The 25,898-nt window shown below is 72.8% G+C and carries 21 protein-coding genes; 4 read left to right on the top strand and 17 right to left on the bottom strand.

What is annotated here, in order from left to right; genetic code table 11:
* Positions 1–29 precede the first annotated feature (29 nt).
* Positions 30–1,319, bottom strand: coding sequence for a glucarate dehydratase family protein (locus IE244_RS02495; RefSeq protein ID WP_191870936.1), 1,290 nt, complete (start codon positions 1,317–1,319; stop codon positions 30–32).
* A complete protein-coding gene (locus tag IE244_RS02490) occupies positions 1,316–2,212 on the bottom strand; it encodes a 5-dehydro-4-deoxyglucarate dehydratase (protein WP_229853955.1) in 897 nt (298 codons plus the stop codon). Before IE244_RS02490 ends, IE244_RS02495 begins: the two co-directional genes overlap by 4 nt.
* A gap of 274 nt (positions 2,213–2,486) precedes the next feature.
* Here IE244_RS02490 and IE244_RS02485 point away from each other — a divergent pair, with 274 nt between their 5' ends.
* Complete coding sequence (locus IE244_RS02485) at positions 2,487–3,725, top strand: MFS transporter (protein WP_191870935.1); 1,239 nt, start codon at positions 2,487–2,489, stop codon at positions 3,723–3,725.
* Between the two features lie 21 nt (positions 3,726–3,746).
* Here the strand turns inward: IE244_RS02485 and IE244_RS02480 are convergent, their stop codons facing one another.
* The 10 genes from IE244_RS02480 to hrcA form a co-directional block, all read right to left on the bottom strand.
* Positions 3,747–4,736 carry an adenosine deaminase gene (locus IE244_RS02480; protein ID WP_191870934.1) on the bottom strand — a complete coding sequence of 330 codons (990 nt, stop codon included), beginning with the start codon at positions 4,734–4,736 and terminating at the stop codon, positions 3,747–3,749.
* 20 nt (positions 4,737–4,756) lie between these two features.
* Positions 4,757–5,662, bottom strand: coding sequence for a ribonuclease Z (locus IE244_RS02475; protein ID WP_191870933.1), 906 nt, complete (start codon positions 5,660–5,662; stop codon positions 4,757–4,759).
* Between the two features lie 6 nt (positions 5,663–5,668).
* A complete protein-coding gene (locus tag IE244_RS02470; protein ID WP_191870932.1) occupies positions 5,669–6,022 on the bottom strand; it encodes a histidine triad nucleotide-binding protein in 354 nt (117 codons plus the stop codon).
* Positions 6,023–6,071: 49 nt separating this feature from the next.
* On the bottom strand, positions 6,072–9,296 hold the full coding sequence (locus tag IE244_RS02465) for a S41 family peptidase (RefSeq protein ID WP_191870931.1): 3,225 nt from the start codon (positions 9,294–9,296) through the stop codon (positions 6,072–6,074).
* Between the two features lie 46 nt (positions 9,297–9,342).
* Positions 9,343–9,885 (bottom strand): hypothetical protein, encoded by a 543-nt coding sequence (locus IE244_RS02460; protein ID WP_191870930.1) that lies wholly within the window; start codon positions 9,883–9,885, stop codon positions 9,343–9,345.
* 102 nt (positions 9,886–9,987) lie between these two features.
* Positions 9,988–10,380 carry a VOC family protein gene (locus tag IE244_RS02455; protein WP_191870929.1) on the bottom strand — a complete coding sequence of 131 codons (393 nt, stop codon included), beginning with the start codon at positions 10,378–10,380 and terminating at the stop codon, positions 9,988–9,990.
* Positions 10,381–10,397: 17 nt separating this feature from the next.
* Entirely contained in the window at positions 10,398–11,150 is a 753-nt protein-coding gene (locus tag IE244_RS02450) for a 16S rRNA (uracil(1498)-N(3))-methyltransferase (RefSeq protein ID WP_191870928.1), read from the bottom strand.
* The gene (locus IE244_RS02445) at positions 11,150–12,265 is read right to left on the bottom strand and encodes a nitronate monooxygenase (RefSeq protein WP_191870927.1); all 1,116 of its coding nucleotides are present in this window, start codon (positions 12,263–12,265) and stop codon (positions 11,150–11,152) included. Before IE244_RS02445 ends, IE244_RS02450 begins: the two co-directional genes overlap by 1 nt.
* Positions 12,266–12,399: 134 nt before the next feature.
* On the bottom strand, positions 12,400–13,536 hold the full coding sequence (gene dnaJ, locus IE244_RS02440) for a molecular chaperone DnaJ (RefSeq protein WP_031158804.1): 1,137 nt from the start codon (positions 13,534–13,536) through the stop codon (positions 12,400–12,402).
* Positions 13,537–14,553 (bottom strand): heat-inducible transcriptional repressor HrcA, encoded by a 1,017-nt coding sequence (hrcA, locus tag IE244_RS02435; RefSeq protein ID WP_031158801.1) that lies wholly within the window; start codon positions 14,551–14,553, stop codon positions 13,537–13,539.
* 163 nt (positions 14,554–14,716) lie between these two features.
* Here hrcA and IE244_RS02430 point away from each other — a divergent pair, with 163 nt between their 5' ends.
* Both IE244_RS02430 and IE244_RS02425 read left to right on the top strand, forming a co-directional pair.
* Positions 14,717–15,439 carry an MBL fold metallo-hydrolase gene (locus tag IE244_RS02430; RefSeq protein ID WP_191870926.1) on the top strand — a complete coding sequence of 241 codons (723 nt, stop codon included), beginning with the start codon at positions 14,717–14,719 and terminating at the stop codon, positions 15,437–15,439.
* Positions 15,440–15,473: 34 nt separating this feature from the next.
* A complete protein-coding gene (locus IE244_RS02425) occupies positions 15,474–16,289 on the top strand; it encodes a DUF3097 domain-containing protein (protein WP_191870925.1) in 816 nt (271 codons plus the stop codon).
* 98 nt (positions 16,290–16,387) lie between these two features.
* Here IE244_RS02425 and hemW read toward each other — a convergent pair whose 3' ends face one another.
* The 4 genes from hemW to lepA form a co-directional block, all read right to left on the bottom strand.
* Positions 16,388–17,620, bottom strand: coding sequence for a radical SAM family heme chaperone HemW (hemW, locus tag IE244_RS02420; RefSeq protein WP_191870924.1), 1,233 nt, complete (start codon positions 17,618–17,620; stop codon positions 16,388–16,390).
* Between the two features lie 27 nt (positions 17,621–17,647).
* Positions 17,648–19,471, bottom strand: a complete 1,824-nt coding sequence (locus tag IE244_RS02415) for an ATP-binding SpoIIE family protein phosphatase (protein ID WP_191871399.1) — start codon at positions 19,469–19,471, stop codon at positions 17,648–17,650.
* Between the two features lie 195 nt (positions 19,472–19,666).
* Positions 19,667–21,541: an AMP-dependent synthetase/ligase gene (locus IE244_RS02410; RefSeq protein ID WP_191870923.1), complete on the bottom strand. Its 1,875-nt coding sequence runs from the start codon at positions 21,539–21,541 to the stop codon at positions 19,667–19,669.
* 262 nt (positions 21,542–21,803) lie between these two features.
* On the bottom strand, positions 21,804–23,678 hold the full coding sequence (gene lepA, locus IE244_RS02405) for a translation elongation factor 4 (protein ID WP_191870922.1): 1,875 nt from the start codon (positions 23,676–23,678) through the stop codon (positions 21,804–21,806).
* A gap of 226 nt (positions 23,679–23,904) precedes the next feature.
* Between lepA and rpsT the strand changes: the two genes are divergently transcribed.
* Positions 23,905–24,171, top strand: coding sequence for a 30S ribosomal protein S20 (gene rpsT, locus IE244_RS02400; RefSeq protein ID WP_061922887.1), 267 nt, complete (start codon positions 23,905–23,907; stop codon positions 24,169–24,171).
* Positions 24,172–24,754: 583 nt separating this feature from the next.
* On the opposite strand, the gene holA is transcribed toward rpsT, so the two are convergent.
* The gene (holA, locus tag IE244_RS02395) at positions 24,755–25,744 is read right to left on the bottom strand and encodes a DNA polymerase III subunit delta (RefSeq protein WP_191870921.1); all 990 of its coding nucleotides are present in this window, start codon (positions 25,742–25,744) and stop codon (positions 24,755–24,757) included.
* Positions 25,745–25,898 lie beyond the last annotated feature (154 nt).

The following is a 25,898-nucleotide window of genomic DNA, read 5'->3' as shown; positions in this document are numbered from 1 at the left end:
GTGCACCACATGCAGGGCCGCGCAGGGGGTTACCAGCGGGGCATCACCGGTTGCCGCCACCCCGGTTCGGCCACCCGCATCGCCGCCGCGTCGTCGCGGTCCCGCAGCGCGCCGTCGTCGTCGGCCCACCGCCGGTGCAGCCGGGCCAGTTCGTCGCGGTCCAGCTCGACGCCGAGTCCTGGCGCGTCGAGGACCGCGACCCTCCCGTCGCGGAACCGCAGCCGCTCGGTGAGGACGTCCTCGGACTGCCAGGGGTAGTGGGAGTCGCAGGCATGGTGGAGACCCGGGACCGTGGCCGCGACCTGGGTCATCGCGGCGAGGCTGATCCCCAGGTGCGTGTTGGAGTGCATCGAGACCCCGACCCCGAAGGCGGCGCAGACCGCGGCGAGCTGCCGGGTGTTGCGCAGGCCGCCCCAGTAGTGGTGGTCACAGAGCACGACCTGCACGGCGTCGCGGGTGAACGCCTCCTTGATCTCCCCGAAGGTGGTCACACACATGTTGGTGGCGAGCGGGACCGCCGTTCCCGCCGACACCTCGGCCATCGCGGCCGTGCCCAGGGCCGGGTCCTCCAGGTACTCCAGGACGTCCCCGAGCTCCTTCGCCACCTTCAGCGAGGTCTCGACCGACCAGGCCCCGTTGGGGTCGAGGCGCAGCGGATGCCCGGGGAAGGCCTCGGCGAGGGCCCGTACGGCCGCGACCTCCTCGTCGGGCGGGAAGACACCGCCCTTGAGCTTGAACGACGTGAAGCCGTGCCGCTCCTTGAGCAGCCGCGCCTGCCGCACGACCCCGGCCGGGTCGAGGGCGGCCCCCCAGTCGTCCTGCTCGCAGGCCACGCCCGCCGGGTGGCGGGCCCACTTGTAGAACAGGTAGGCGCTGTACTCCACGCTGTCCCGGACCTTGCCGCCGAGCAGGGCGTGCACCGGCAGCCCGAGGGCCTTGCCCTGGGCGTCCAGGCAGGCGACCTCGAAGGCGGACAGCACCGACAGCCGCAGCTTGTCGGCGCTCTGCACCCCGCGCAGCCCGCCGGCGTCGACCTGTCCCTCGACCCGCGACGCGTCCACGCCGAGATCGATCCCGAACAGTCCGTTCACATCCATGACCGACCGTCCGGTGAGCCGTTCGGCCAGGGGACGGGCCAGTTCCAGGTACTTGGTGTCGCCGTAGGTCTCGCCGAACCCGGTGACCCCGTCGGCGGTGACGAGCTCCACGATCAGCCGGGGGGTGTACGGCTGGTGCACGCCCTGGGTGTTGAGCAGCGGCGGGTCGGCGACCAGGATCGGCGTCAGCCGCACCTCGGCGATGGTCAGGTCTCGGGTCACAGGGCGGCTCCTACGAGGTCGAGTCCGGCGGTGAGCAGGGCCTTGAGGTCGGCGAGGTCGGCGGGCGCGGGGTCGGTGAGCGGGGCGCGCACGGGTCCGACGCGCTGTCCGCGCAGCCGGGCCGCCGCCTTCACCAGGGACACGGCGTACCCGGGGGCGCGGTCGCGGAGTTCGGCGAACGGGACGTAGAACTCCCGCAGCAGCTTGTCGGCGCTCGCGTGGTCGGCGCCCTGGAGTGCGGCGAAGAAGGCGCCGGCGATCTCGGGGGCGAAGGCGTGCACGGCGGAGGAGTAGGCGGGGACGCCGACGGCGGCGTAGGCCCGGGCCTGGATCTCGGCGGTGGCGGCGCCGTTGAAGAAGAGGAAGCCGTCGGGGGCGGCGAGGGTGAGACGCTGGAGACGGTCGAGGTCGCCGTGCCCGTCCTTGAGGCCGATGACGTTCGGGACGCGCGCGATGCGCCGCAACGCGTCCACGGTGTAGGCGACTTGGCCGCGCTGGTAGACGATCAGCGGCAGCCGGGTGCGGTCGGCGAGCCGCTCCAGCTGGGCGGCGAGACCCCGCTGCGGGGCGTCGACCAGGTAGTGCGGCAGCACGAGCAGCGCGTCGGCGCCGGCCTCCTCGGCGATCCGCGCGAACCGCGCGGCCTGCGCCCAGCCGTATCCGGTCCCGGCGACGACCGGCACCCTCCCCGCCGTCTCCTCGACGGTGATCCGGACGACGGTCCGGTACTCGTCCTCGTCCAGCGAGAAGAACTCCCCGGTGCCGCAGGCCGGGAAGACCGCGCCGGGTCCGGCGGCGAGCCGGCCGGCGACATGGGCGCGCAGGCCCTCGGGATCGAGAAGGCCGTCGTCGCGGAACGCGGTGAGCGGGAAGGACAGCACACCGCGCGCCATCCCCTCGCGCAACCGCCGCGCCACTGCCCCGGGATGGGGATCGCCGCCCACCTGACCATCTCCTCTTATGAATGGCGTCTACATATGAGAACGAACGTAGCGCTTCTTACCCCGGCCCACGGCAGGCAAACCGAAAAGTGATCCAGATCGCACCCCCCGTTCTTCTGCCGGTACCGCGTGCTTGATACAACTTGCTCGCGCGTTCCTGTCCGTCGACGGTCGTCGCCCCCTCCCCTCCCCCGCACCCGTCCTTTCGCCTGCCCTGGGAACGCCCGTGTCCGCCCCCCTCCCCCGCCCCTGGCCTCTCGTCGCCCTTTTCACGGCCGGGTACCTCGCGCCGTATCTGCTGCCGACCACCGTCGGCCGGCTCGATTCCGGGCTTCCGCTCACCGCCACGCAGGCCGGGGCCATCGGCAGTGCGCTGCTCCTGGCCTCGGCGGCGGCCGGCTTCCTGCTGGCCTCCCGCGTCGACCGGACCGGCCCCCGCGCACTCGCCCGCCTCGGGCTCGCGCTCGCCCTCCTCGGCTACGGCGGTGCCGCCCTCACCACGCTCGTCCCGGCCGTCGTCGCGGGCGCGGTCATCGGCGGATTCGGGTCAGGTACGGTCACGGCGGTCGCCGCGAGCGGTATCGCGGCCCACCGCGATCCGCACCGGGTCACCACGCTGGGGCTCCTCGGGGTGTCCGCGCTCGCGGGCGCGGTCTGTCTGGCGGTGCCGCATCTGGGGCCGGGCCACGCTCAGCCGCTGGCGGCGCTCGCGCTCACCGCGCTCGCCAGCTGGCCGCTCACCGGGCGTCTGCCCGCCCGCCGGGCCGGTGCCGGGCCGGCCCCCCGCACGGCCGCCGCCCCGGCCACCCGCCCGCGACCCGCCGCCCGCCTTCCCCACCTCGGCTCCGGCCTGGTCCTCGCCGTCACGATGCCCTGCTGGTCCCTCGCCCAGAACGCCCTGTGGGGGATGAGCGGCCGCATCGGCCTGACCCAGGCCGGCCTGACGGAGTCCACGGTGGGAGCGGTGTTCGCCGTCGCCCTGGGGGCGGGACTGCTGGGAGTGACGGGGGCGGGGGCGATCGGCCCGCGGTTCGGCCGGGCGCTGCCCATCGGCGCCGGTACGGCCCTGATCGCCGGCTGCGTCGCGGTGAGCGCGTGCGCCACCCGTCTGACGTCCTTCGCCACGGGCGAGATCGCCTGGAACCTGCTCTACCCGATCGTGCTGTCGTACCTCATCGGCCTCGCCGCCTCGCTGGACACGCACGGCCGTTGGGCGGTGCTCGTGGGCTCCGCCTCGTCGCTGGGCACGGCGGCGGGACCGCTGACCGGCAGCCTGCTGGCCGCGCAGGCGGGCTTTCCGGTCATGGGCGCGGTCCTCGCGGCCGGGCTCCTGGTGATCGCGGCACCGATGACCGCGGTCGCGCTGCGGGCCGGGCGCAGGGCGCCGGCGGTGGTGGAGATCCCGGTGGACAGCCCGGCCGTGCCCGCCCGGCGTGCCTACGACACAGCGGCCGCCACGCCCTAGAGGACCCGGCGGCCACGCGCGCTAGAACTCGTACGCCGCCACCTCGGCGAGGTAGCGGGCCCGGCGCTCCTCGTCGTCCTCCAGGAAGGAGGCGAGGAAGGAGTTGCGGGCCAGCTCGCGCAGCCGGTCCCGGGAGAGGCCCAGGGTCGTGTGCACGGCCTCGAAGTTGTCGCCCGCGTAGCCGCCGAAGTAGGCGGGGTCGTCGGAGTTGACCGTGCACAGCAGCCCCGCGTCGAGCATGGCGGGCAGGGGATGGGCGGCGAGGGTGTCCACGGTCCGCAGGCGGACGTTGGACAGCGGGCACAGGGTGAGCGGGATCCGCTCCCGCACCAGCCGCTCGACCAGCTCCGGGTCCTCCACGCAGCGCAGCCCGTGGTCGACGCGCTCCACGCCGAGCACGTCCAGGGCCTCGCGGATGTACTCCGGCGGCCCTTCCTCACCGGCGTGCGCGACGCGGCGCAGCCCGAGCGCGGCGGCGGCCTCGTACACCTCCCGGAACTTCACCGGCGGATGTCCGACCTCGGCCGAGTCCAGGCCGACGCCGGTGATCCGGTCCAGGTACGGCCTGGCGGCCTCCAGCGTCTCCATGGCCGACTCGGCGGACTCGTCCCGCAGGAAGCACAGGATGAGTTTGGTGGAGACGCCGTGGTTCTCCTCGCTGCTGCCCAGCGCCCGCCACAGCCCCTCCACGACCGTGCCCAGGGACACCCCGCGGGCGAGGTGGGCCTGCGGGTCGAAGAAGATCTCCGCGTGCCGGACACCCTGCGCGGCGGCGCGGGCCAGGTAGGTGTTCGCCAGGTCCGCGAAGTCCCGCTCGGTGCGCAGGACGGCCATCAGCTCGTAGTACAGGTTCAGGAAGGACTGGAGATCCTCGAACCGGTAGGCCTCGCGGAGCGCGTCCGTGTCGGCGTACGGCAGCCGGACGCCGTTGCGGGCGGCCAGCTCGAACGCCAGCTCCGGCTCCAGAGTGCCTTCGATGTGGAGGTGCAGTTCTGCTTTCGGGAGGGGCATCAAAGCATCGTACGGGTGTTTTATCGCCGTTTCGGAACCGGCACCCGCTGCAGATCGTGCGCCACGGTCAGCTCTCCCTCGAAGCCGGCGGCCCGCGCCTGCCGTTCGAACTCCTCCGGGTCGGTGTAGCGCTGGCTGAAGTGCGTGAGGACGAGGTGCCGCACCCCGGCGTCCCGGGCCACCGTCGCCGCCTGTCCCGCCGTCAGATGGCCGTGCTCGACGGCGAGTTCCACGTCGTCGTCCAGGAACGTCGACTCGATGACGAGCAGGTCGCAGCCCTCGGCGAGCGCGTGCACGCCGTCGCAGAGCCGGGTGTCCATGACGAACGCGAACCGCTGCCCGCGCCGCACCTCGCTGACGTCCTCCAGCGCCACCTCCCCGATCCCGCCCTCGCGCTGCAGCCGGCCCACGTCCGGTCCCGTGATCCCGTGCGCGGCGAGCCGGTCGGGCAGCATGCGGCGGCCGTCGGGTTCGATCAGCCGGTAGCCGTAGGACTCCACCGGATGCGACAGCCTGCGGGCCTCCAGCGTGTACGACGAGGTCACCGCGAGGATGCCGTCGGCGGCGACCGGTTCCTCGGTGAGCCGGACCGTCTCCCGGTAGGCCGTCGCGTAGCGCAGCCGGTCGAAGAAGCGCTGCCCGGAGCGCGGGTAGTGCGCGGTCACCTCGTGCGGCACCTGGTCGAGGTTGATCCGCTGGATGACGCCGGCGAGGCCGAGGGAGTGATCGCCGTGGAAGTGCGTGACGCAGATCCGGTTCAGGTCGTGGGCGGCGACCCCGGCGCGCAGCATCTGCCGCTGTGTGCCCTCGCCGGGGTCGAACAGGATGCCCTGGCCGTCCCACCTCAGCAGGTAGCCGTTGTGGTTGCGGTGCCGGGTCGGGACCTGGCTGGCGGTGCCGAGGACGACCAACTCACGTACGGACATGGCTGGTCATCCGGGGGGCCACTGCATGCCACGGCCGCCGAGGACGTGCGCGTGGGCGTGCCAGACGGTCTGGCCGGCGCCACCGCCCGTGTTGAAGACGGTGCGGTAGCTGTCGAGCTTCTCCTCGTCCGCCACGGCCTGGGTCGCCGCCAGGACGTCAGCGGCGAGTTGCGGTGCTCCCGCGGCGAGTGCGGCCGCGTTCTCGTAGTGGGCCTTGGGGATCACCAGGATGTGGACGGGGGCCTGGGGATTTATGTCCCGGAAGGCGACGGTGGTCTCTGTCTCGCGGACGATCGTCGCCGGGATCTGCCCTGCGACGATCTTGCAGAACAGGCAGTCGTCCTGCGGTTCGCCTGCCATGCGTGTGCCTCCTCACGCTGATGATCAGTACCGGGGCATCGTAGTCGTATCAGGCCGGCATTCCCGGCGGAGTTTTCGCGGGCCGCTCCTCCAGCGCCTCCAGCGCGAGCCTGACCGCCTCGTCCAGTTGGGCATCGCGGCCCCGCGCCCAGTCCTGCGGGCGCTGGACGACCTCCACGTCCGGATCCACCCCGTGGTTCTCCACGTCCCACCCCACCCCCTCCAGCCATATCGCGTACTTCGGCTGGGTGACCAGGGTGCCGTCGATCAGGTGGTAGCGGCTGTCGATGCCGATGACGCCGCCCCAGGTGCGGGTCCCGACGACCGGGCCGATACCGAGGGCCTTGATCGCGGCGTTGACGATGTCGCCGTCGGAGCCGGAGAACTCGTTGGCGACGGCGACGACCGGGCCGCGCGGGGCGTCCAGGGGGTAGCTGGTGGGGCGCATGCCGCGCGGGAGGTCCCAGCCGATGATGCGGCGCGCCAGCTTCTCGACGACCAGCTGTGAGGTGTGGCCGCCGCGGTTCTCGCGGACGTCGACCACCAGGCCCTCGCGGGCCACCTCCACACGCAGGTCGCGGTGGATCTGCGCCCAGCCGGGAGCCTGCATGTCGGGCACGTGGAGGTAGCCGAGACGGCCGTCGGAGGCCGCGTGGACGTGCGCGCGGCGGTCGGCGACCCAGGCGTGGTAGCGCAGGGGTTCCTCGTCGGCGACCGGGACGACGACGGTGTGGCGGGGTTCGCCTCCGCCCGCCGGGGAGACGGTCAGCTCCACCGGGTGGCCCGCCGTGCCGACGAGCAACGGCCCCGGTCCCGTCACCGGGTCGACCTGGTGGCCGGCGACGGCGATGATCGCGTCGCCGGGGCGGACGGCGACCCCGGGGGCGGCGAGCGGGGAACGGGCGTCCGGGTCGGAGGTCTCCGAGGGCAGGATGCGGTCGATACGCCAACTGCCGTCCGGATGGCGGGAGACGTCCGCGCCGAGCAGACCGTGCCGGGGACCGCCGGCGCCGCCGGAGGGGATGACGTAGGCGTGCGAGGTACCGAGTTCGCCGTGCACCTCCCACAGCAGGTCGGTCAGGTCGCTGTGGGTGGCGAGGCGGGCCAGGAGGGGGCGGTAGCGGTCGAGGACACCGGTCCAGTCGGCGCCGCCGAGGTCGGGACGCCAGAAGTGGTCGCGCATGAGGCGGCCGGTCTCGTCGTACATCTGCCGCCACTCGGCGGCCGGGTCGAGGGTCTGCCGGACGCGGGCGAGGTCGACGGAGACGCTGGTGTCGCCGTCGTCGTCGCCGGTACGGCGGTCGCTGGGGACGACCCGGAGCCGGCCGTCGGTCCACAGCAGCACACGTTTGCCGTCACCGCTGACCTCGAAGTGGCCCGCGTCGGAGGCCAGGTGCTCCAGGCGCCGCTGGGCGAGGTCGTAGCGCTCCAGCTCGGTGTGCGGGTCGGGGTCCTCGGGGTGGGCGCGGGCTGCGCCGAGGACGCCCTGCACGGGGTGGCGCAGCCAGAGCACGCCGTCCTTGGCGGCGCGGAGGGTGGAGTACCGGCCGGCCTCCACCGGGAACGGGACGATGCGGTCGGCGAGGCCCTCCAGGTCGATGCGGGTGGCCGGGGTGCCCTCGCCGTCGGGGGTCTCCTCCTTCTCGGCGGCCTCGAAGGGGCGGCCGTGGCGCTGCGGGCCGAACGGCGAGGGCGTGGTGGCGGCCAGGGTGATCAGGTGCGGGCGGGCGCCGACCACGAAGGCGAGGTCGAAGACGTGCTCGTCGTAGACGGGGTCGAAGGCGCGGTTGGAGAGGAACGCGAGGTGTTTGCCGTCGAGGGTGAAGGCGGGGGCGTAGTCCTGGAAACGGAGCGGGGTCGCCTCGGTGACCGAGAGGTCGGTGGTGTGGGCGATGCGCAGCTGGGAGAGCGGGCGGGGGCCGGGGTGGGCCCAGGCGAGCCAGGCGGAGTCGGGTGAGAAGGCCAGTCCGGACACCTCGCCGTCGTCGCTGCGGTCGACCTCGCGGACCTCGCCGGTCTCCCGTTCGACGAGCAGCAGCCGGCCGTCGTGCGCGGCGACGGCGGCCCGGCCGCCGTCGGGGGCCACGGCCAGCTCCAGGACCCGGCCGAGCTGTCCGGCGGCGAGCCGGCGCGGGGTGGCGCCGGGCACGGTGCCGGTGGCCGGGGCGAACTCCAGGGCGTCGTCGCCCTCCGCGTCGGTCACCCACACCACCCACTCCTCGCCCTCCGCACGGAAGGCGCGCGGCATCCGGGCGCGGACGCCGGGGGTGGCGGCCAGTGCGCGGGCGGGGCCGGAGCGGTGGGTGACCCAGTGGATCCCGCCGCGTACGCAGACGGCGCTGCCGCGCGCGGTGTGGTCCGGGGACGCCTCGCCGAACCAGCGGGAGGCGTCCACCGGCCGGGGGCGCAGGTCGATCCGGGGCCCGCCGAGGCGCACGTCCAGCCGGCGCGGCTCGGCGCTCTCCAGGTCGTCCAGCAGCCAGAGTTCACCGGCCGAGGCGTAGACGACCCGGCTGCCGTCACCGGCCGCCTGCCGGGCGTAGAAACCTCCCCCGCGCTCGGCTTCGTCCGAGCCGGAGGCACCCCCGAGCGGGGTGTGGCGGCGCAGGTCGGAGCCGTCGGCGAGGGAGGAGTACAGGGCGCCGGTGCCCTCGTGGTCGGACAGGAAGGCGATCCGCTCCCCCGCCCACACCGGGCACTCGATGTTCCCGTCGACGTCCTCGTGCAGCCGGACGAACTCCCCGCTCCCGTCCCGGTCGATCCACAGCTTGCCCGCCGTACCGCCCCGGTAGCGCTTCCAGTGGGCGGCCTCGCGGCCCATCGGCGCGGACAGCAGCACGGTGGCCGGGCCGAAGGCCACGTCGCCGACCGGACCGTACGGCAGGGTCTCGGCGGGTCCGCCGTCCAGGGGAACGGCGTGCGCCCATGTGTGCCGGGAGCTGTGGCGCCCCTGTGCACCGAGCGCGAGCACCCGCCCGTCGGCGGTCCAGCCCCTGACCTCCGTTCGGCGGTTGCCCCAGTACGTCAGCCGGTCGGCGGGGCCGCCGTCGACGGGGGCGACATGTACCTCGGGCGCGCCGTCCCGGGTCGAGGTCCAGGCGAGGAACCGTCCGTCCGGGGACATCCGGGGCGTGGTCGCCGGCATGTTGTCGGCGCTGACCCGCCAGGCCCGGCCGCCGTCGAGCGGCGCGAGCCACACGTCGTCCTCGGCGACGAAGGTCACCAAGTCACCGTGCAGGTGGGGGAATCGGAGATAGGCGGCACCCTGAGTCACCCCGTCACTGTACGCAGTGACCGGTGTGCCCCGCTCGCGGTTCCGATCACTTGCCCTGCGCGGGCCAGCAGGTGGGGTCGCCCTTGCACCAGAGGGTCCGGGTGACGGTGACGGTCACCGTCGGCTGACCGCCGCCGGGCCGATAGGTGGGCGGCCGGTACGTCGGCGCCGGCCTGGCGTCGCAGTCGCCGAGCCCGTCGACGTGGAAGACCTGCCTGCCGCCGACCTTGGCCGTCAGATCACCGCGCACACATGCCCCGTCGACGGCCTTGGTCACCTTGCCGGTGAGGGTGATCTTCCGCCCGTCCCTGGTCTGGCCCCGGCAGTAGACGGAGATGACGGTGCTCTCACTGGGCGAGGGTGTTCTCGCCGGCTCGGCGCGGCCGTAGTCCCCGGTGCAGGTGAGCCAGTCGACGTCGATGCGCTGCTGCTTGAGCCTGGCGGTCGCGGTGGTGTCGGTGGTGTAGGCGGCGGAGGCGGAACTGAGGCCGGTCGGCTGACAGGCCACCACGGCCCCACCGGCCCCCACGACCAGCCCGGTGACGGCCAGGATCCGCACTCCGCGTCGATTCCCTCTCAAAACCCCCATGCAGGGCAGCGTGCCACCGGCCCGGGCACCGGGGAAGACCGCATACGGCCACTCACCCGTTCGGGGCGCGGCGCTGTGTCCGGGTCCCCGCCGGCCAAGCTCCTACCCGCGCAGCAGCAGCCACTGCTGGAGTTCGACCAGATTGCCCTCCGGGTCCTTGAGGTGGGCCACCCGCATGCGGTCGGTCATGGGGGCCGGGCCGTGCAGCAGGGTGGCGCCGCGGGAGGTGATCTCCGCGCAGTAGGCGTCCAGGTCGTCGACGCGCAGCACGACCAGGGAACGGTGACCGGTGACGGTCTCGCCCAGCTCACCCAGGACCTCGGCCATCATCGCCCGGTCCTGCAGCGCGATCCCCGCGGAGCCGACGTGCGGGCTGAACTTCTCGTACGGGCCCTCGGTCGCCCCGGACTGCGGCTTGAGGCCGAGGACGTCGGCGTAGAAGCCGTAGCAGGCGGCGAAGTCGCTGACCAGGAGCCGGACTTGGGCGAGTTCCACGGTGTCCCCCGGGTGTGTCAGGACCAGCGGCCGGTGCGGCCCAGCAACAGGGCCACGGCGGCGGTGCCGGCGGTGGATGTACGCAACACACTAGGACCGAGCACGCACGCCTTGGCACCCGCCTCCTCGAAGAGCGCCAACTCGTCCCGGGCGACGCCCCCTTCGGGTCCGACGACCAGCACGATCTCACCCTCGGCGGGGAGTTGCGCGGTGGCCAGCGGCTCGCTGACGTGCTCGAAGTCGGAGTGCAGCACGGCGGCGAAGTCGGCCTTGGCGAGAAGTGCGGCGACCTGCTTGGTGCTTGCCGCGTCCGTGACCTCCGGGAAGCGCAGTCGGCGGGACTGCTTGCCGGCCTCGCGCGCGGTGGCCCGCCACTTGGCGAGTGCCTTCAGGCCCCGGTCGCCCTTCCACTGGGTGATGCAGCGGGCGGCCTGCCAGGGCACGATCGCGTCGACACCGGTCTCCGTCATGGTCTCCACGGCCAGCTCGCCGCGGTCGCCCTTGGGGAGGGCCTGCACGACGGTGATCCGGGGGCTCGGCTCGGGTTCCACGGGGAACTCGAACGGCTCGACGACCAGGTGGTCCTTGCCCGACACGCTGACGACGACCCCGGCCGCGCCCCGGCCCCTGCCGTCCGTCAGCACCACGTCCTCGCCGGGCTGCAGCCGCCGTACGGAGACCGCGTGCCGCCCCTCCGGGCCCTCGACGTCGACGACCGAGCCCGGGCCCACGCCCTCCAGCGAGTCGACGACGAACACCGGCGCGGTCATCACAGGCCTCCCTCGGCCGACAACGCTGTCCTGGCGGCGTCGAGTTCCTCGGCCAGGACCTCCACCAGCCGCCCGGCCGGCAGCTCGCGGGCCATTCGGTGGCCCTGGCCCGCCCACAGCGCCATGCCCTGCGCGTCCCCGGCCTTGGCGGCGGCCTTGCGCAGCGGCGAGGTGAGGTGGTGGATCTCGGGGTAGGCGGCGGGGGCGTACGGGCCGTGCTCGCGCACGAAGCGGTTGACCAGTCCGCGGGCCGGTCGGCCGGAGAAGGCACGGGTCAACTCGGTGCGCACGAACAGCGGGTCGGTCAGCGCCTGTTTGTACACGGCCGCGGCGCCGGACTCGGGCGTGGCGAGGAAGGCGGTACCCAGCTGGGCCGCGCTGGCTCCGGCCGCGAGGACGGCGGCGATCTGGCCGCCGCGCATGATGCCGCCGGCGGCGACGATCGGGATGCGCACGGCCTCCCGTATCTGCGCGACCAGCGCGAGCAGTCCGATGCCGGAGCCGTCGTTCTCGGCGAGGTCCCGGTGGGTTCCCTGGTGCCCGCCGGCCTCCACGCCCTGCGCGATCACCGCGTCCGCGCCGGCCCGCTCGACGGCCCGGGCCTCCTCCACGGTGGTGGCGGTGACCAGTGTGAAGGTGCCGGCCCGGCGCAGTTTGTCGAACACCTCGCGGCCGGGCACGCCGAAGTGGAACGAGACCACCGGCACCGGGTTGTCGAGGAGCACCGCGAGCTTGGCGTCGTAGCCGTCGTCCCGGCCGCTGTCCGGGTCGCCCAGCTCGGTCTCGTACCACGCGGCCTCGCCGGCCAGCTGGTGGGCGTAGACCTCGACCGCGCCGGAAGGGGGCACGGCGCCCGCCGCTCCGGTGGGGCCGGTGCCCGCGCCGGGGTACTCGGGCTGCGGCATGAACACGTTCACGCCGAAGGGGCGGCTCGTGAGCCCCCGCAGCTGCTTGATCTCCTGGTACATGCCGTCGGCGGTCTTGTATCCGGCGGCGAGGAACCCGAGGCCACCGGCCTCGGAGACGGCGGCGGCGAGCTGCGGGACGGAGACTCCGCCCGCCATGGGGGCCTGCACGATCGGGTGGGGGAAGAGACCGGTCAGCGCGGAGGACATGACCGCATGTTGTCACGTCCTTCGAACAAGTCCGAATCGGGGCTTCCCCCGGCATAGGACAACGGCATACGGGGTGCCGCGGCACCCCGTACCCCACGTCCGAGCGCCCGTGGAACGCCGTCCGTCAGCCCCCGTCAGCGACCGTTGAACGCGTCCTTCAACCGCGAGAACAACCCCTGCTGCCCGGGCTGGAACTGCCCCTGGGGCCGCTCCTCGCCGCGCAGCTTGGCCAGCTCGCGCAGCAGGCGCTCCTGCTCCGGGTCCAGCTTGGTCGGGGTCTGCACCTCGACGTGCACGATCAGGTCGCCCCGGCCGCCGCCGCGCAGGTGCGTGACACCCCGGTTGTGCAGCGGGATCGACTGGCCGGACTGGGTGCCGGGCCGGATGTCGACCTCCTCCATGCCGTCCAGGGTCTCCAGCGGCACCTTGGTGCCGAGCGCCGCCGCTGTCATCGGGATCGTCACCGTGCAGTGCAGGTCGTCGCCGCGCCGCTGGAACATCGCGTGCGGCAGCTCGTGGATCTCGACGTAGAGGTCACCGGCGGGACCGCCGCCGGGGCCCACCTCGCCCTCGCCGGCGAGCTGGATCCGCGTGCCGTTGTCGACACCGGCCGGGATCTTGACGGTCAGGGTCCGGCGCGAGCGGACGCGGCCGTCGCCGGCGCACTCCGGGCACGGCGTCGGCACGACGGTGCCGAAGCCCTGGCACTGGGGGCAGGGCCGCGAGGTCATGACCTGGCCCAGGAAGGACCGGGTGACCTGGGAGACCTCACCGCGGCCGCGGCACATGTCACACGTCTGGGCGGAGGTGCCCGGCGCCGCGCCCTCGCCGTTGCAGGTGTTGCAGACGATCGCGGTGTCGACCTGGATGTCCTTGGTCGTCCCGAAGGCCGCCTCGTCCAGCTCGACCTCGATGCGGATCATCGCGTCCTGGCCGCGCCGGGTGCGCGAGCGCGGGCCGCGCTGCGACGCCGTACCGAAGAACGCGTCCATGATGTCGGAGAAGTTGCCGAAGCCACCCGCCCCGAATCCGCCCGCGCCGGCCCCGCCCGCCTGCGAGAGCGGGTCGCCGCCGAGGTCGTAGACCTGCTTCTTCTGCGGGTCCGACAGCACCTCGTAAGCGGCGTTGATCTCCTTGAACCGCTCCTGGGTCTTCGGATCCGGGTTGACGTCCGGGTGCAGCTCGCGCGCGAGCCGACGGAACGCCTTCTTGATCTCATCCTGCGACGCGTCGCGGCGCACGCCGAGAACGGCGTAGTAGTCCGTGGCCACTTACGACTCCGCCAGGATCTGTCCGACGTACCGTGCCACTGCGCGTACCGCTCCCATCGTTCCCGGGTAGTCCATGCGGGTCGGTCCGACCACGCCGAGCTTGGCAACCGCCTCGCCGCCCGAACCGTAGCCCACCGACACCACCGAGGTGGAGTTGAGTCCCTCATGGGCGTTCTCGTGCCCGATGCGCACCGTCACGCCCGGATCCTTCGCCTCGCCCAGGAGCTTGAGGAGCACGACCTGCTCCTCCAGGGCCTCCAGGACGGGCCGGATCGTGAGGGGAAAGTCATGCCCGAAGCGGGTGAGATTGGCGGTACCGCCGATCATCAGCCGCTCCTCGTTCTCCTCGACGAGTGTCTCCAGAAGAGTGGAGAGCACCGTCGAGACCGTACCGCGGTCCTCGGCCTCGAAGGCCTCCGGCAGGTCCTCGACCAGCTTCGGCACGTCCGTGAACCGCCGGCCCGCGACCCGGCTGTTCAGCCGCGCGCGCAGATCGGCGAGCGAGCTCTCGCCGAACGGCGCCGGGCAGTCGACCATCCGCTGCTCGACCCGGCCGGTGTCCGTGATCAGCACGAGCATCACGCGCGCGGGAGCGAGCGAGAGCAGCTCCACGTGCCGGACGGTGGACCGGGTCAGGGACGGGTACTGCACGACGGCGACCTGCCGGGTGAGCTGCGCGAGCAGCCGCACCGTCCGCGCCACGACGTCGTCGAGGTCGACGGCGCCCTCCAGGAAGTTCTGGATGGCCCGCCGCTCGGGCGCCGTCATCGGCTTGACGCCCGCCAGCTTGTCCACGAACAGCCGGTAGCCCCGGTCGGTGGGGATGCGCCCCGCGCTGGTGTGCGGCTGCGCGATGTACCCCTCGTCCTCCAGGGCCGCCATGTCGTTGCGGACCGTCGCCGGGGAGACCCCGAGGTTGTGCCGCTCGGTCAGGGCCTTCGACCCGACCGGCTCCTCGGTGCCGACGTAGTCCTGGACGATGGCGCGCAGTACCTGAAGCCTGCGTTCACTCAGCATTCGCGCGCACCTCCAGCACGTCGTCCCCTCTGTCCCGCGGTTCCGTCCGCCTGGCACTCTTCGTATGTGAGTGCCAGCGTTCCAGGGCCCAGTGTACGGCTGTCGGGTACACCCAGGGCAAGGTCGGTGCGGTCACGGGGGCTCGTGCAGCTAGCGTCGCGGCATGACGGTGACTTGGGAAGAGCTGGGGTGGGAGCGGCTGGCCGCCGGGATCGGGCGGTGCCGCCTGCCCGGCTGGGACTGCACGGCCGGGCTGGTCCTCGGGGAGGGTGCGGCGCTGATGGTGGACGCCGGCTCCAGCCTGGCCGAGGGAGCGCGGCTGCGGGCCCAGGCCGAGGCACTGGCCGGCGGCCGTGTGACCCATCTCGCGCTGACCCACCCCCACTTCGACCATGTCCTCGGGGCGGCGGCGATGGCGGGCGCGGAGGTGTACGGGGCGGTGGGCCTGGACGCGGTCCTCACGCACGAGCGGGAGGACCTGCGCCGGGACGCGATCGGAAACGGCCTGCCGGCCGCGGCGGCCGACGAGGCGCTGGACGCGCTGGCGCCGCCCCGGCACCTGGTCTCGGGTGAGTGGACGCTGGACCTCGGGGGCGGCCGCCAGGCGCTGCTGGCGAACGTGGGCCCGGGTCACACGGCCCACGATCTCGTGGTGCTCGTGCCGGGGGCTCCGGAGGTGGTCTTCTGCGGCGACCTGGTCGAGGAGTCCGGCGAGCCCCAGGCGGGTCCGGACGCGGTCCCGGCCCGCTGGCCGGACGCGCTCGACCGGCTGCTGGCACTGGGCGGCGAGGACGCGGCGTACGTGCCCGGTCACGGAGCGGTGGTGGACGCGGCGTTCGTGCGCCGGCAACGCGACGAGCTGGCCCGCCGCTTCGGCGTGTCGTGACACCTGGGTCCGGGCTTCTCCTATCGTCATCCGAATGCGCCAGTACTCCGCCGACCTGACCCCGCCGTGGAAGAAGCAGCAGCCCGCGCCGGAGGTGGCGGCGGAGCCGGGCCTGGTGGTGGAGGAGCCCGGCACCGGGTTCTGCGGGGCGGTGATCCGCTGCGAGGCGGGCACGGTGACCCTGGAGGACCGCTTCGGCAAGCACCGGGTGTTCCCGCTGGAGCCGCGGGGCTTCCTGCTGGAGGGGCGGGTGGTGACACTGGTCCGCCCGTCGTCCCCGGGTCCGGTACGCCCCACCCGTACCGCCTCCGGTTCCGTCGCCGTCCCCGGTGCCCGCGCCCGCGTGGCGCGGGCCGGCCGTATCTACGTCGAGGGCCGGCACGACGCGGAGCTGGTGGAGAAGGTGTGGGGCGACGACCTGCGCATCGAGGGCGTGGTGGTGGAGTACCTGGAGGGCGTGGACGACCTGCCCGCCCTCGTGGCCGAGTTCGGCCCGGGGCCGGACGCGCGGTTGGGTGTCCTGGTGGACCACCTGGTCCCGGGCACGAAGGAATGGCGGATCGCGGAGTCGGTGACGAGCGAACACGCGCTGGTGGTCGGCCACCCGTACATCGACATCTGGGAGGCGGTGAAGCCGTCGGCCCTGGGGATTGCGGGCTGGCCGCGGGTGCCGCACGGACAGGACTGGAAGACGGGGGTGTGCCAGGCGCTGGGGTGGCCGTCGGAGAACACCGGGGCGGTGTGGCAGGCGATCCTGAAGCGGGTGGGGTCCTACAGGGACCTGGAGCCGGAGTTGCTGGGGCGGGTGGAGGAGCTGATCGACTTCGTCACGGGTAGCGGTGGGGCCTGACGTCGGGCAGCGTGACGAACTCGGTGGGGATCTCTCCGGCTGCGCAGATCGAGCGTCTGACCGGCCGGCGTTCCGGGGCGATGCGCTCGCCGGAGTGATCAATCCACTAGATCCCGCACCACCGCGTCGGCCAACAACCGCCCCCGCAGCGTCAGCACAGCCCGCCCCTCCTCGTACGGACCCTCCTGGAGGAGCCCCTCCGCCAGCGCCCGCCGCGAAGCCGCCAGCCCCTCCTCCTTCAGCAGCGCCAGCGGCGCCCCCTCCCGCAGCCGCAGCTCCAGCAGGATGCGCTCGACCCGCCGGTCCTCGTCGGACAGCAGCTCACGCCCGGCCCCCGGCGACCGCCCCGACGCCAGTGCCGCCGCGTACGCCCCCGGGTGCTTGACGTTCCACCAGCGCACCCCGCCCACGTGCGAGTGCGCCCCGGGACCGGCGCCCCACCAGTCGGCGCCGCGCCAGTACAGCTCGTTGTGCAGACAGCGGCCCGCCTCGGAGGTGGCCCAGTTGGAGACCTCGTACCAGTCGAAGCCCGCCGCCGACAGGGTCTCCTCGGCGATCAGATAGCGGTCGGCGTGGACGTCGTCGTCGGTCATCGGGACCTCGCCCCGGCGGATCCGGCGGGCCAGCTGGGTGCCCTCCTCCACGATCAGCGCGTACGCGCTGACGTGGTCGGGGCCCGCGCCGATCGCCGCGTCCAGCGAGGACCGCCAGTCGTCGTCGCTCTCGCCCGGGGTGCCGTAGATCAGATCGAGGTTGACGTGCTCGAAGCCCGCCGCCCGTGCCTCCGCCACGCAGGCCTCGGGGCGGCCCGGGGTGTGGGTGCGGTCGAGCACGCGCAGCACATGCTTCTTCGCGCTCTGCATGCCGAAGGAGATCCGGTTGAAGCCGCCCTCGCGGAGGGTGGCGAGGTACGCGGGGTCGACGGACTCCGGGTTCGCCTCGGTCGTGATCTCGGCGTCCGGCGCCAGTCCGAACTCGTCGCGGATCGCCCCCAGCATCCGTACGAGATCGTCCGCGGCCAGCAGCGTGGGCGTACCGCCGCCGACGAACACCGTACGGACCTCGCGCGGGTCGTCGCCGAGCACCTTGCGCGCGAGCCGGATCTCGTCCGTCAGCGTGTCCGCGTAGTTGTCACGGGAGGCCAGTACGCCGCCCGTGCCGCGCAGCTCGGTGGCGGTGTAGGTGTTGAAGTCGCAGTAGCCGCAGCGGGTCGCGCAGTACGGGACGTGCAGATAGAAACCGAGCGGGCGGTGGGCGGCCCCGGCGAGCGCGGGTGCGGGCAGCGCGCCGTCGGCGGGGACGGGCTCGCCGTCGGGCAGGGCGGAAGGCATGCCTTCCATTGTCCAGCACCGGCGCGGTTACTCCGCCTGCAGCACCAGCAGGGCGAGGTCGTCCTCGGGCAGGCCGCCCCCGAAGTCGTGCACCAGGCGGCGGATCCTTTCCGCGATCAGTTCGGCGCTGAGCCCGGCGCAGCCGGACAGGGCGCGGGCGAGGCCGTCGCCGTCGTCGAACTGGCGGGGACCGGAGCGCCGCTCGGTCACCCCGTCGGTGACGCACAGCAGGCTGTCGCCGGGCCGCAGGTCGAGGGTCTCGCTGGTGTAGGTCTCGTCCTCGACGACGCCGAGCAGGGTCTGCGGGCGGGCGGCGGTGCGTACGGTGCCGTCGGGGCCGAGGACGAGCGGCAGCGGGTGGCCGGCGGAGGCGAGCGTGCAGCGGACCCCGCCGCCCTCGTAGGGGGTCAGCTCGCCGTAGAGCAGGGACAGGAAGCGGGTCTGCGGGCCGTCTCCGGGGGTCACGGGGCGGCCGCCCACGGCGACCAGGGCGCGGGCGGCGGCGTCGGCGGCCTCGGTGGCGTCGTCCAGGAGGAGCTGGTTGAGGCGGTCGAGGACGTCGGCGACGCGGTAGCCCTCGCGGGCGAGGAGGCGGAGCCAGGGGCGGGCGAGGCCGATCACGACCGCCGCCTCGGGGCCCTTGCCCTGGACGTCGCCGACGGCGAAGCACCAGCGGCCGTCGCCGGCCGGGAACAGGTCGTAGAAGTCGCCGCTGGGGCCGCCCTTGTCGCAGGGTTCGTACACGAGCGCGCTGCTCACGCCCGGGATCTCGGCGACGGCGCCGGGCAGCAGGCCGCGCTGCAGGACGGCGCTGATGGTGGCCTGGCGGGCGTACTGGCGGGCCGCGCCGATGGCGAGGGCGACCCGGCGGCTGAGGTCCTCCACGAGCCCGGTGACCTCGTCGGGGAAGCCGAGCAGCCCGCACCGGCCGATCACCAGCGTGCCGACCGGCCGGCCTCCCGCGATCAGCCGGAACGCCAGCGCCGTGCCGTCGCTGCCCTGCGGGCCGAGCGCGTGCCCGGGCCAGGGGTACGGCTCGGGGCCGGAGCGCAGCCCGTCGCGCGGGCAGGGCGGCTCCTTCTCCAGAGCGCAGCGCAGTTCCTCGATGCCGCTCTCGCTGGCGTGCCAGACCCGGTCGGGGCCCATGCCCGCCCCGCCCCGCACGGTCGCCTCGTCCTCCAGCCAGACGGCGCACCAGTCGGCGAGCCGGGGGACGATGAGCTGGCCGGTCAGGGCCGTGACCAGGTTCTCGTCCAGCTGCCCGGCGAGCAGGTCGGAGGCCTCGGCGAGGAAGGACAGCGCGCCCCGGCCGAGCCACTCCCGGTCGCCGTCGACGCGGTGCGGTTGCGGGGCGAGGTCCTCGGCGACCTCCAGGGCCGCGTCCGGCACGGGGGTGTCCGGGTCCTCGACACCGCCGGGGGGCAGCCGCGCCCAGACCGTCTTGGCGCCGGCGCGGTAGGTGACGCCCCAGGATTCGGCGAGCGTGGTGACCAGCCGCAGGCCGCGCCCGTACTCGGGGGTGTCGTACGGCGCCTCGGCGCCCAGGGCGTCGCGCGGGGCGCGGGAGGGATGGCGGTCGCCCACCTCCACGACGAACGCGCCGGTCTCCTCCAGCCGCCAGTCGATCTCCACGTCCGTACCGGCGTGCACGACGGCATTGGTGACCAGCTCGCTGACGACGGCCATGGCGTCGTCGACGAGCCGGGCCGAGACCCCGGGCGCCTCGGCCAGCACGGCCCGCACCAGCGCACGGGCGGACCCCGGTGCCAGGGGGCTTCCGGGCAGCGTCGTGCGCCCCTTGGTCTCCCTGGCCCGGGGCTCACTCTCCCGTTGCGTCGGTATGGCCGCCATGTCCATGCGGCCCAGGGTGACAGACCGGGGGCACCCATAAGCGGTGGGTTACCGAAATGGACAGAAGAGGGCGCCTTTTGAGCGCAGGCGAGCACAATCACCCAAGGGCTACGGGGCCGTGTCGACGCACGGCCCCGCCGAGGGGGGCGCGGCCGGCCATGAACGGCCCGCGGCCCCCGCTCACCGCACCGTCCCCTACTTCTCCCGCGCCCCGGCGTACATCTCGTCGATGAGGTGCTTGTACTCCCGCTCCACCACGGGCCGCTTCAGCTTCAGGCTCGGCGTGATCTCCCCGTGCTCCACATCGAGGTCGCGCGGCAGCAGCCGGAACTTCTTGATCGTCTGCCACTTCTGCAGCCCCGCGTTGAGCTGCCGCACATACCCGTCGACCATCTCCACCGTCTGCGGCGCGGCGACGATCTCGGCGTACGCCCTGCCCTCCAGGCCGTTCTCCTTCGCCCAGTCCAGCAGCGCGGGCTCGTCCAGGGCGATGAGGGCGGTGCAGTAGTTCCGGTCGGCGCCGTGCACCAGGATGTTGGAGACGTACGGGCACACGCCCTTGAACTGGCCCTCGACCTCGGCCGGGGCGACGTACTTGCCGCCGGAGGTCTTGATCAGGTCCTTCTTGCGGTCGGTGATGCGGAGGTAGCCGTCGGGCGACAGCTCGCCGATGTCACCGGTGTGGAACCAGCCGTCGGACTCCAGCACCTCGGCGGTCTTCTCGGGCAGCCCGTGGTAGCCCTCCATGATGCCGGGGCCGCGCAGCAGGATCTCGCCGTCGTCGGCGATCCGCACCTCCGTGCCGGGCAGCGGCTTGCCGACCGTGCCGGTGCGGTAGGCCTCGCCGGGGTTGACGAAGGAGGCGGCGGAGGACTCGGTGAGTCCGTAGCCCTCCAGGATGTGGATGCCGGCACCGGCGAAGAAGTAGCCGATCTCGGGTGCCAGCGCGGAGGCACCGGAGACGCAGGCGCGCAGCCGGCCGCCGAAGGCCTCGCGGAGCTTGGAGTAGACGAGCGTGTCGGCGACCTTGTGCTTGGCGGCCAGCCCGAAGGGGGCCGAGTGGCTGCCGGTGCGGCGGAAGTTGTCCTGGGTGACCTTGGCGTACTCGCGGGCGACCTCGGCGGCCCACTGGAAGATCTTGTACTTGGCCGGGCCGCCCTCGCGGGCCTTGGCGGCGACGCCGTTGTAGACCTTCTCGAAGATGCGCGGCACGGCCGCCATGTACGTCGGCTGCACCACCGGGAGGTTCTCGATGATCTTGTCGACGCGGCCGTCGACGGCGGTGACGTGGCCGACCTCGATCTGGCCGGAGGTGAGCACCTTGCCGAAGACGTGCGCGAGCGGCAGCCACAGGTACTGCACGTCGTCCATGGTGACCAGGCCGGTCGCGGCGATGGCCCGCGCCATGTACGCCCAGTTGTCGTGCGGCAGGCGCACGCCCTTGGGGCGGCCGGTGGTGCCGGAGGTGTAGATGAGGGTGGCGAGCTGGTCCCTGGTGATCGCGCCGACCCGCTCCTTGATCAGCTGCGGGTGCTGCTCCAGGTAGGCGGCGCCGCGCCGCTCCAGCTCGGCGAGGGTGATCACCCAGTCGCTCGTCTCGGCGCCGGCCGCGTCGATGACGACGACCTTGGTGAGGTCGGGCAGCTCGGCGCGCTTCTCCAGGGCCTTGGCGGCCTGGGCCGCGTCCTCGGCGATCAGCACCCGGCTCTCGGAGTCGGAGAGGATGAACGCCGACTCGTCCGCGTTGGTCTGTGGGTAGATGGTGGTCGTCGCGCCGCCCGCGCACATGATGCCGAGGTCGGCGAGGAGCCACTCGACGCGCGTGGAGGAGGCGAGGGCGACCCGCTGCTCGGGCTGCACGCCCAGTTCGACGAGACCGGCCGCGATCGCGTACACCCGCTCGGCCGCCTGCGCCCAGCTGAGCGACTTCCATTCGTCGGGGCCCTGGCCGGAGGCGGGCGGCACCGGGTAGCGGTAGGCCTCGGCGTCCGGTGTGGCCGCCACGCGCTCCAGGAAGAGGGCCGCCACGGACGGCGGACGGTTCTCGATCAGGGTCTGTGTGTCGCTCACGACATCCTCCGGGGGCCCGCGACGGTGCGGCTGACTCGGTGCGGCTGGGTTAACTCACGGTGGGGGTTTCGCGCTGTTGTTTAACTCGCGAGTAACTATCGAGCAGGGATCAGAGTAAGCCGCGACCGGCCGCTGCGTAAGGGGCATCGGCCTGTCACTTTCCACGCAGAGCGACCCTACGCACGCGTAGGGGCCCGCCGCACTTTCGTACGACAGGCCCCCACGCGCCCGTTTTACGGACACCAGCGGTTGTTACCGATGGTTACTTCTTGCCCTTGGCCGACCCCGCGCTGTCATCACTGGACAGGACGGCGATGAAGGCTTCCTGCGGAACCTCCACGGAACCCACCATCTTCATCCGCTTCTTGCCTTCCTTCTGCTTCTCCAGCAGCTTCCGCTTACGGGAGATGTCACCGCCGTAGCACTTGGCGAGGACGTCCTTGCGGATGGCGCGGATGGTCTCGCGGGCGATCACCCGCGAGCCGATGGCGGCCTGCACCGGCACCTCGAAGGCCTGCCGCGGGATCAGCTCCTTGAGCTTGGCGACGAGCCGCACGCCGTACGCGTACGCCTGGTCCTTGTGGGTGATCGCCGAGAAGGCGTCGACCTTGTCGCCGTGCAGCAGGATGTCGACCTTGACCAGGGAGCTGGTCTGCTCGCCCGTGGGCTCGTAGTCCAGCGAGGCGTAGCCGCGCGTCTTGGACTTCAGCTGGTCGAAGAAGTCGAAGACGATCTCCGCGAGCGGCAGCGTGTAGCGGATCTCGACGCGGTCCTCCGAGAGGTAGTCCATGCCGAGCAGGGTGCCGCGCCGGGTCTGGCACAGCTCCATGATCGAGCCGATGAACTCGGTGGGCGCGAGGATGGTGGCCCGCACGACCGGCTCGAAGACGTCGTTGATCTTGCCCTCGGGGAACTCGCTCGGGTTGGTGACCGTGTGCTCGCTGCCGTCCTCCATGACCACGCGGTAGACCACGTTGGGGGCGGTGGCGATCAGGTCGAGTCCGAACTCGCGCTCCAGGCGCTCCCGGATCACGTCCAGGTGCAGCAGGCCGAGGAAGCCGACGCGGAAGCCGAAGCCGAGGGCCGCGGAGGTCTCCGGCTCGTAGACGAGGGCGGCGTCGTTGAGCTGGAGCTTGTCCAGGGCCTCGCGCAGTTCCGGATAGTCGGAACCGTCGAGCGGATACAGCCCGGAGAAGACCATCGGCTTGGGGTCCTTGTACCCGCCGAGGGCCTCCGTGGCGCCCTTGCTCTGGCTGGTGACGGTGTCACCGACCTTGGACTGCCGGACGTCCTTCACACCGGTGATGAGGTAACCCACCTCACCGACGCCGAGGCCGTCGGCGGGGAGCATCTCGGGCGAGCTGACGCCGATCTCCAGCAGCTCGTGCGTGGCGCCGGTGGACATCATCCTGATGCGCTCGCGCTTGTTGAGCTGGCCGTCGATGACACGGACGTACGTCACGACACCGCGGTAGGAGTCGTAGACCGAGTCGAAGATCATCGCGCGGGCGGGGGCGTCCGCGACGCCGACCGGCGGCGGGATCTCCTTGACGACCTTGTTCAGCAGCGCGTCCACGCCGAGACCGGTCTTCGCGGAGACCTTGAGGACGTCGTCCGGGTCGCAGCCGACCAGGTTCGCCAGCTCCTCGGCGAACTTCTCCGGCTGGGCGGCCGGCAGGTCGATCTTGTTCAGCACGGGGATGATCGTGAGGTCGTTCTCCATCGCCAGGTAGAGGTTGGCGAGGGTCTGCGCCTCGATGCCCTGGGCGGCGTCGACGAGGAGGATGGTCCCCTCACAGGCGGCGAGCGACCGCGAGACCTCGTAGGTGAAGTCGACGTGCCCCGGAGTGTCGATCATGTTGAGGATGTGGGCCGTGCCCTGGTCGGGGCCCTCGGTGGGGGCCCAGGGCAGACGCACCGCCTGGGACTTGATCGTGATGCCGCGCTCGCGCTCGATGTCCATCCGGTCGAGGTACTGAGCACGCATCTGCCGCTGCTCGACCACACCGGTCAGCTGGAGCATCCGGTCGGCGAGCGTGGACTTGCCGTGGTCGATGTGCGCGATGATGCAGAAATTGCGGATCAGAGCCGGGGCGGTACGGCTCGGCTCGGGCACATGGTTAGGGGTCGCGGGCACGCAGGGTCCTGTCTCTTGAGGCGCCTTATGCCTCGGGTCGGATCGATACGTAGTCTCCATGGTCCCACGCGGAGGGACCGGACACCGTTTTGGGCCGCTCGCAGGGCCACTGGTACTGTAGATGGCTGTGCCTCATGCCCTCTCAGCGCGAGGCACGTCAGAGAAATTTTGGATCACCGGTACGGGACCCGTGCGGCCCCGCGCCTGAACCTGAAAAGGCTCCTTCGTGGCGAACATCAAGTCCCAGATCAAGCGGATCAAGACCAACGAGAAGGCTCGGCTGCGCAACAAGGCCGTCAAGTCCTCCCTGAAGACCGCGATCCGCAAGGCCCGTGAGGCCGCTGCCGCGGGTGACGTCGAGAAGGCCACCGAGCTGCAGCGCGCTGCCGCGCGTGCGCTCGACAAGGCCGTCTCGAAGGGCGTCATCCACAAGAACCAGGCCGCCAACAAGAAGTCGGCGCTTGCTTCCAAGGTCGCGACCCTCAAGGGCTGAACTCCCTTTCTGATCTGACCGCCGGAAGGACCCAGAGCGGGCCCTCTCTCATCCGCTCCCGCCCGGCACCCCGGACTCGCACGCGGCCTGCGTTCGCCACGCGGGTGCGAGTCCAACCAGCTTGAGCCGAAGGCCTCGGTGCTTCCCCTTCCCCAGGGTGGGCACCGGGGCCTTCGGCATGGGGTGAACGGCGCCGGGCGCCGGGGGCTGGGGCTGCTGGCCGGGGGCTGGGGCTGCAGGCCGGGGGGCGGGGCTGCTGGCCGGGGGGTGGGGGCGCTGGCCGGGGTCTGCCGGTCGGGGGCGCTGGCCGGAGGCCGGAGGCCGGGGACTGCTGGCCGGGGGTTGGGGCGCTGGCCGGAGGCCGGGGGCCGCTGTGCAGCGAACGGTTTCCGGGGTGGGTGGGCCGGGCCCGATGGTGAATGGGGTGGGCTGGGCTCGGTGGTGGGTGAGCTGAGCCCGGTGATGGCTGGGCTGAGCCCGGTGATGGCTGGGCTGAGCCCGGTGGTGGGTGAGCTGGGCGGAGTCCGGGGGTGGGGTCCTTGGCCGGAGCGCCGGCGGGGGCCCGTGCAGAGCGCCAGCGCGCCTACCCGCGCCCGCGCGACCGGGCGGCCCTAGCGATCACCACGACGGCCTTCTCCAGCGCGTACTCGGGATCGTCGCCGCCTCCCTTCACGCCCGCGTCGGCCTCGGCGACGGCCCGCATCGCCGCCGCCACCCCGTCCGGCGTCCACCCCCGCATCTGCTGCCGCACCCGGTCGATCTTCCACGGCGGCATGCCCAGCTCCCGCGCCAGATCGGCCGGCCGCCCCCCGCGCGCGGAGGACAGCTTCCCGATCGCCCGCACGCCCTGGGCCAGCGCGCTGGTGATCATCACCGGCGCCACGCCTGTCGCCAGCGACCACCGCAGCGCCTCCAGCGCCTCCGCCGTACGCCCCTCCACGGCCCGGTCGGCGACCGTGAAGCTGGAGGCCTCGGCCCGGCCGGTGTAGTACCGCCCGACGACCGCCTCGTCGATCGTCCCCTCCACGTCGGCGACCAGCTGGGACACCGCCGACGCCAGCTCCCGCAGATCACTGCCGATGGCGTCGCACAGCGCCTGGCACGCCTCGGGCGTCGCCGACCGCCCCGCCGCCCGGAACTCACCGCGCACGAACGCCAGCCGGTCCGCGGGCTTGGTCATCTTCGGGCAGGCCACCTCGCGGGCCCCCGCCTTGCGCGCGGCGTCCAGCAGCCCCTTGCCCTTGGCCCCGCCCGCGTGCAGCAGCACGAGCGTGATCTCCTCGGCGGGCGCCCCGAGATACGCCTTCACGTCCTTGACCGTGTCGGCGGACAGGTCCTGGGCATTGCGTACGACCACGACCTTCCGCTCGGCGAAGAGCGAAGGACTGGTGAGCTCGGCGAGCGTGCCGGGCTGCAACTGGTCCGGGGTGAGGTCGCGTACGTCCGTGTCGGCGTCGGCGGCCTTGGCGGCGGCCACCACCTCCCGCACGGCGCGGTCGAGCAGGAGGTCCTCCTGGCCCACGGCGAGCGTCACCGGGGCGAGAGGATCGTCATTCGCAGTCTTCCTGGCCATCGCTCACAGCATCCCACGCGCCACTGACAACGACCCCACACCCACGGGCGTCCTCACACCCTCCGGCTGCGGGCATCCCCCCACACCCCGGCGGCGGGCAGCGCGGGCGGGCGGCCCGACGCCGGGCCGGCCCCGACGCGCCCCACTCCGGCCG

The sequence above is a fragment of the Streptomyces filipinensis genome, from assembly GCF_014649495.1.
Taxonomy (GTDB): Bacteria; Actinomycetota; Actinomycetes; order Streptomycetales; family Streptomycetaceae; genus Streptomyces; species Streptomyces filipinensis.
Note: the sequence above shows the minus strand (reverse complement) of the source record. Positions and strands in the feature narration are given on the sequence as shown.

Bases quoted from the DNA above. Each gene is read 5' to 3' on its own strand.
- IE244_RS02490 (WP_229853955.1), bottom strand. From the start codon at position 2,212: ATGGCGCGCGGTGTGCTGTCCTTCCCGCTCACCGCGTTCCGCGACGAC.
- IE244_RS02480 (WP_191870934.1), bottom strand. From the start codon at position 4,736: ATGCCCCTCCCGAAAGCAGAACTGCACCTCCACATCGAAGGCACTCTG.
- IE244_RS02475 (WP_191870933.1), bottom strand. From the start codon at position 5,662: ATGTCCGTACGTGAGTTGGTCGTCCTCGGCACCGCCAGCCAGGTCCCG.
- IE244_RS02470 (WP_191870932.1), bottom strand. From the start codon at position 6,022: ATGGCAGGCGAACCGCAGGACGACTGCCTGTTCTGCAAGATCGTCGCA.
- IE244_RS02460 (WP_191870930.1), bottom strand. From the start codon at position 9,885: ATGGGGGTTTTGAGAGGGAATCGACGCGGAGTGCGGATCCTGGCCGTC.
- IE244_RS02450 (WP_191870928.1), bottom strand. From the start codon at position 11,150: ATGACCGCGCCGGTGTTCGTCGTCGACTCGCTGGAGGGCGTGGGCCCG.
- IE244_RS02445 (WP_191870927.1), bottom strand. From the start codon at position 12,265: ATGTCCTCCGCGCTGACCGGTCTCTTCCCCCACCCGATCGTGCAGGCC.
- hrcA (WP_031158801.1), bottom strand. From the start codon at position 14,553: ATGCTGAGTGAACGCAGGCTTCAGGTACTGCGCGCCATCGTCCAGGAC.
- IE244_RS02430 (WP_191870926.1), top strand. From the start codon at position 14,717: ATGACGGTGACTTGGGAAGAGCTGGGGTGGGAGCGGCTGGCCGCCGGG.
- IE244_RS02425 (WP_191870925.1), top strand. From the start codon at position 15,474: ATGCGCCAGTACTCCGCCGACCTGACCCCGCCGTGGAAGAAGCAGCAG.
- hemW (WP_191870924.1), bottom strand. From the start codon at position 17,620: ATGCCTTCCGCCCTGCCCGACGGCGAGCCCGTCCCCGCCGACGGCGCG.
- IE244_RS02415 (WP_191871399.1), bottom strand. From the start codon at position 19,471: ATGGCGGCCATACCGACGCAACGGGAGAGTGAGCCCCGGGCCAGGGAG.
- holA (WP_191870921.1), bottom strand. From the start codon at position 25,744: ATGGCCAGGAAGACTGCGAATGACGATCCTCTCGCCCCGGTGACGCTC.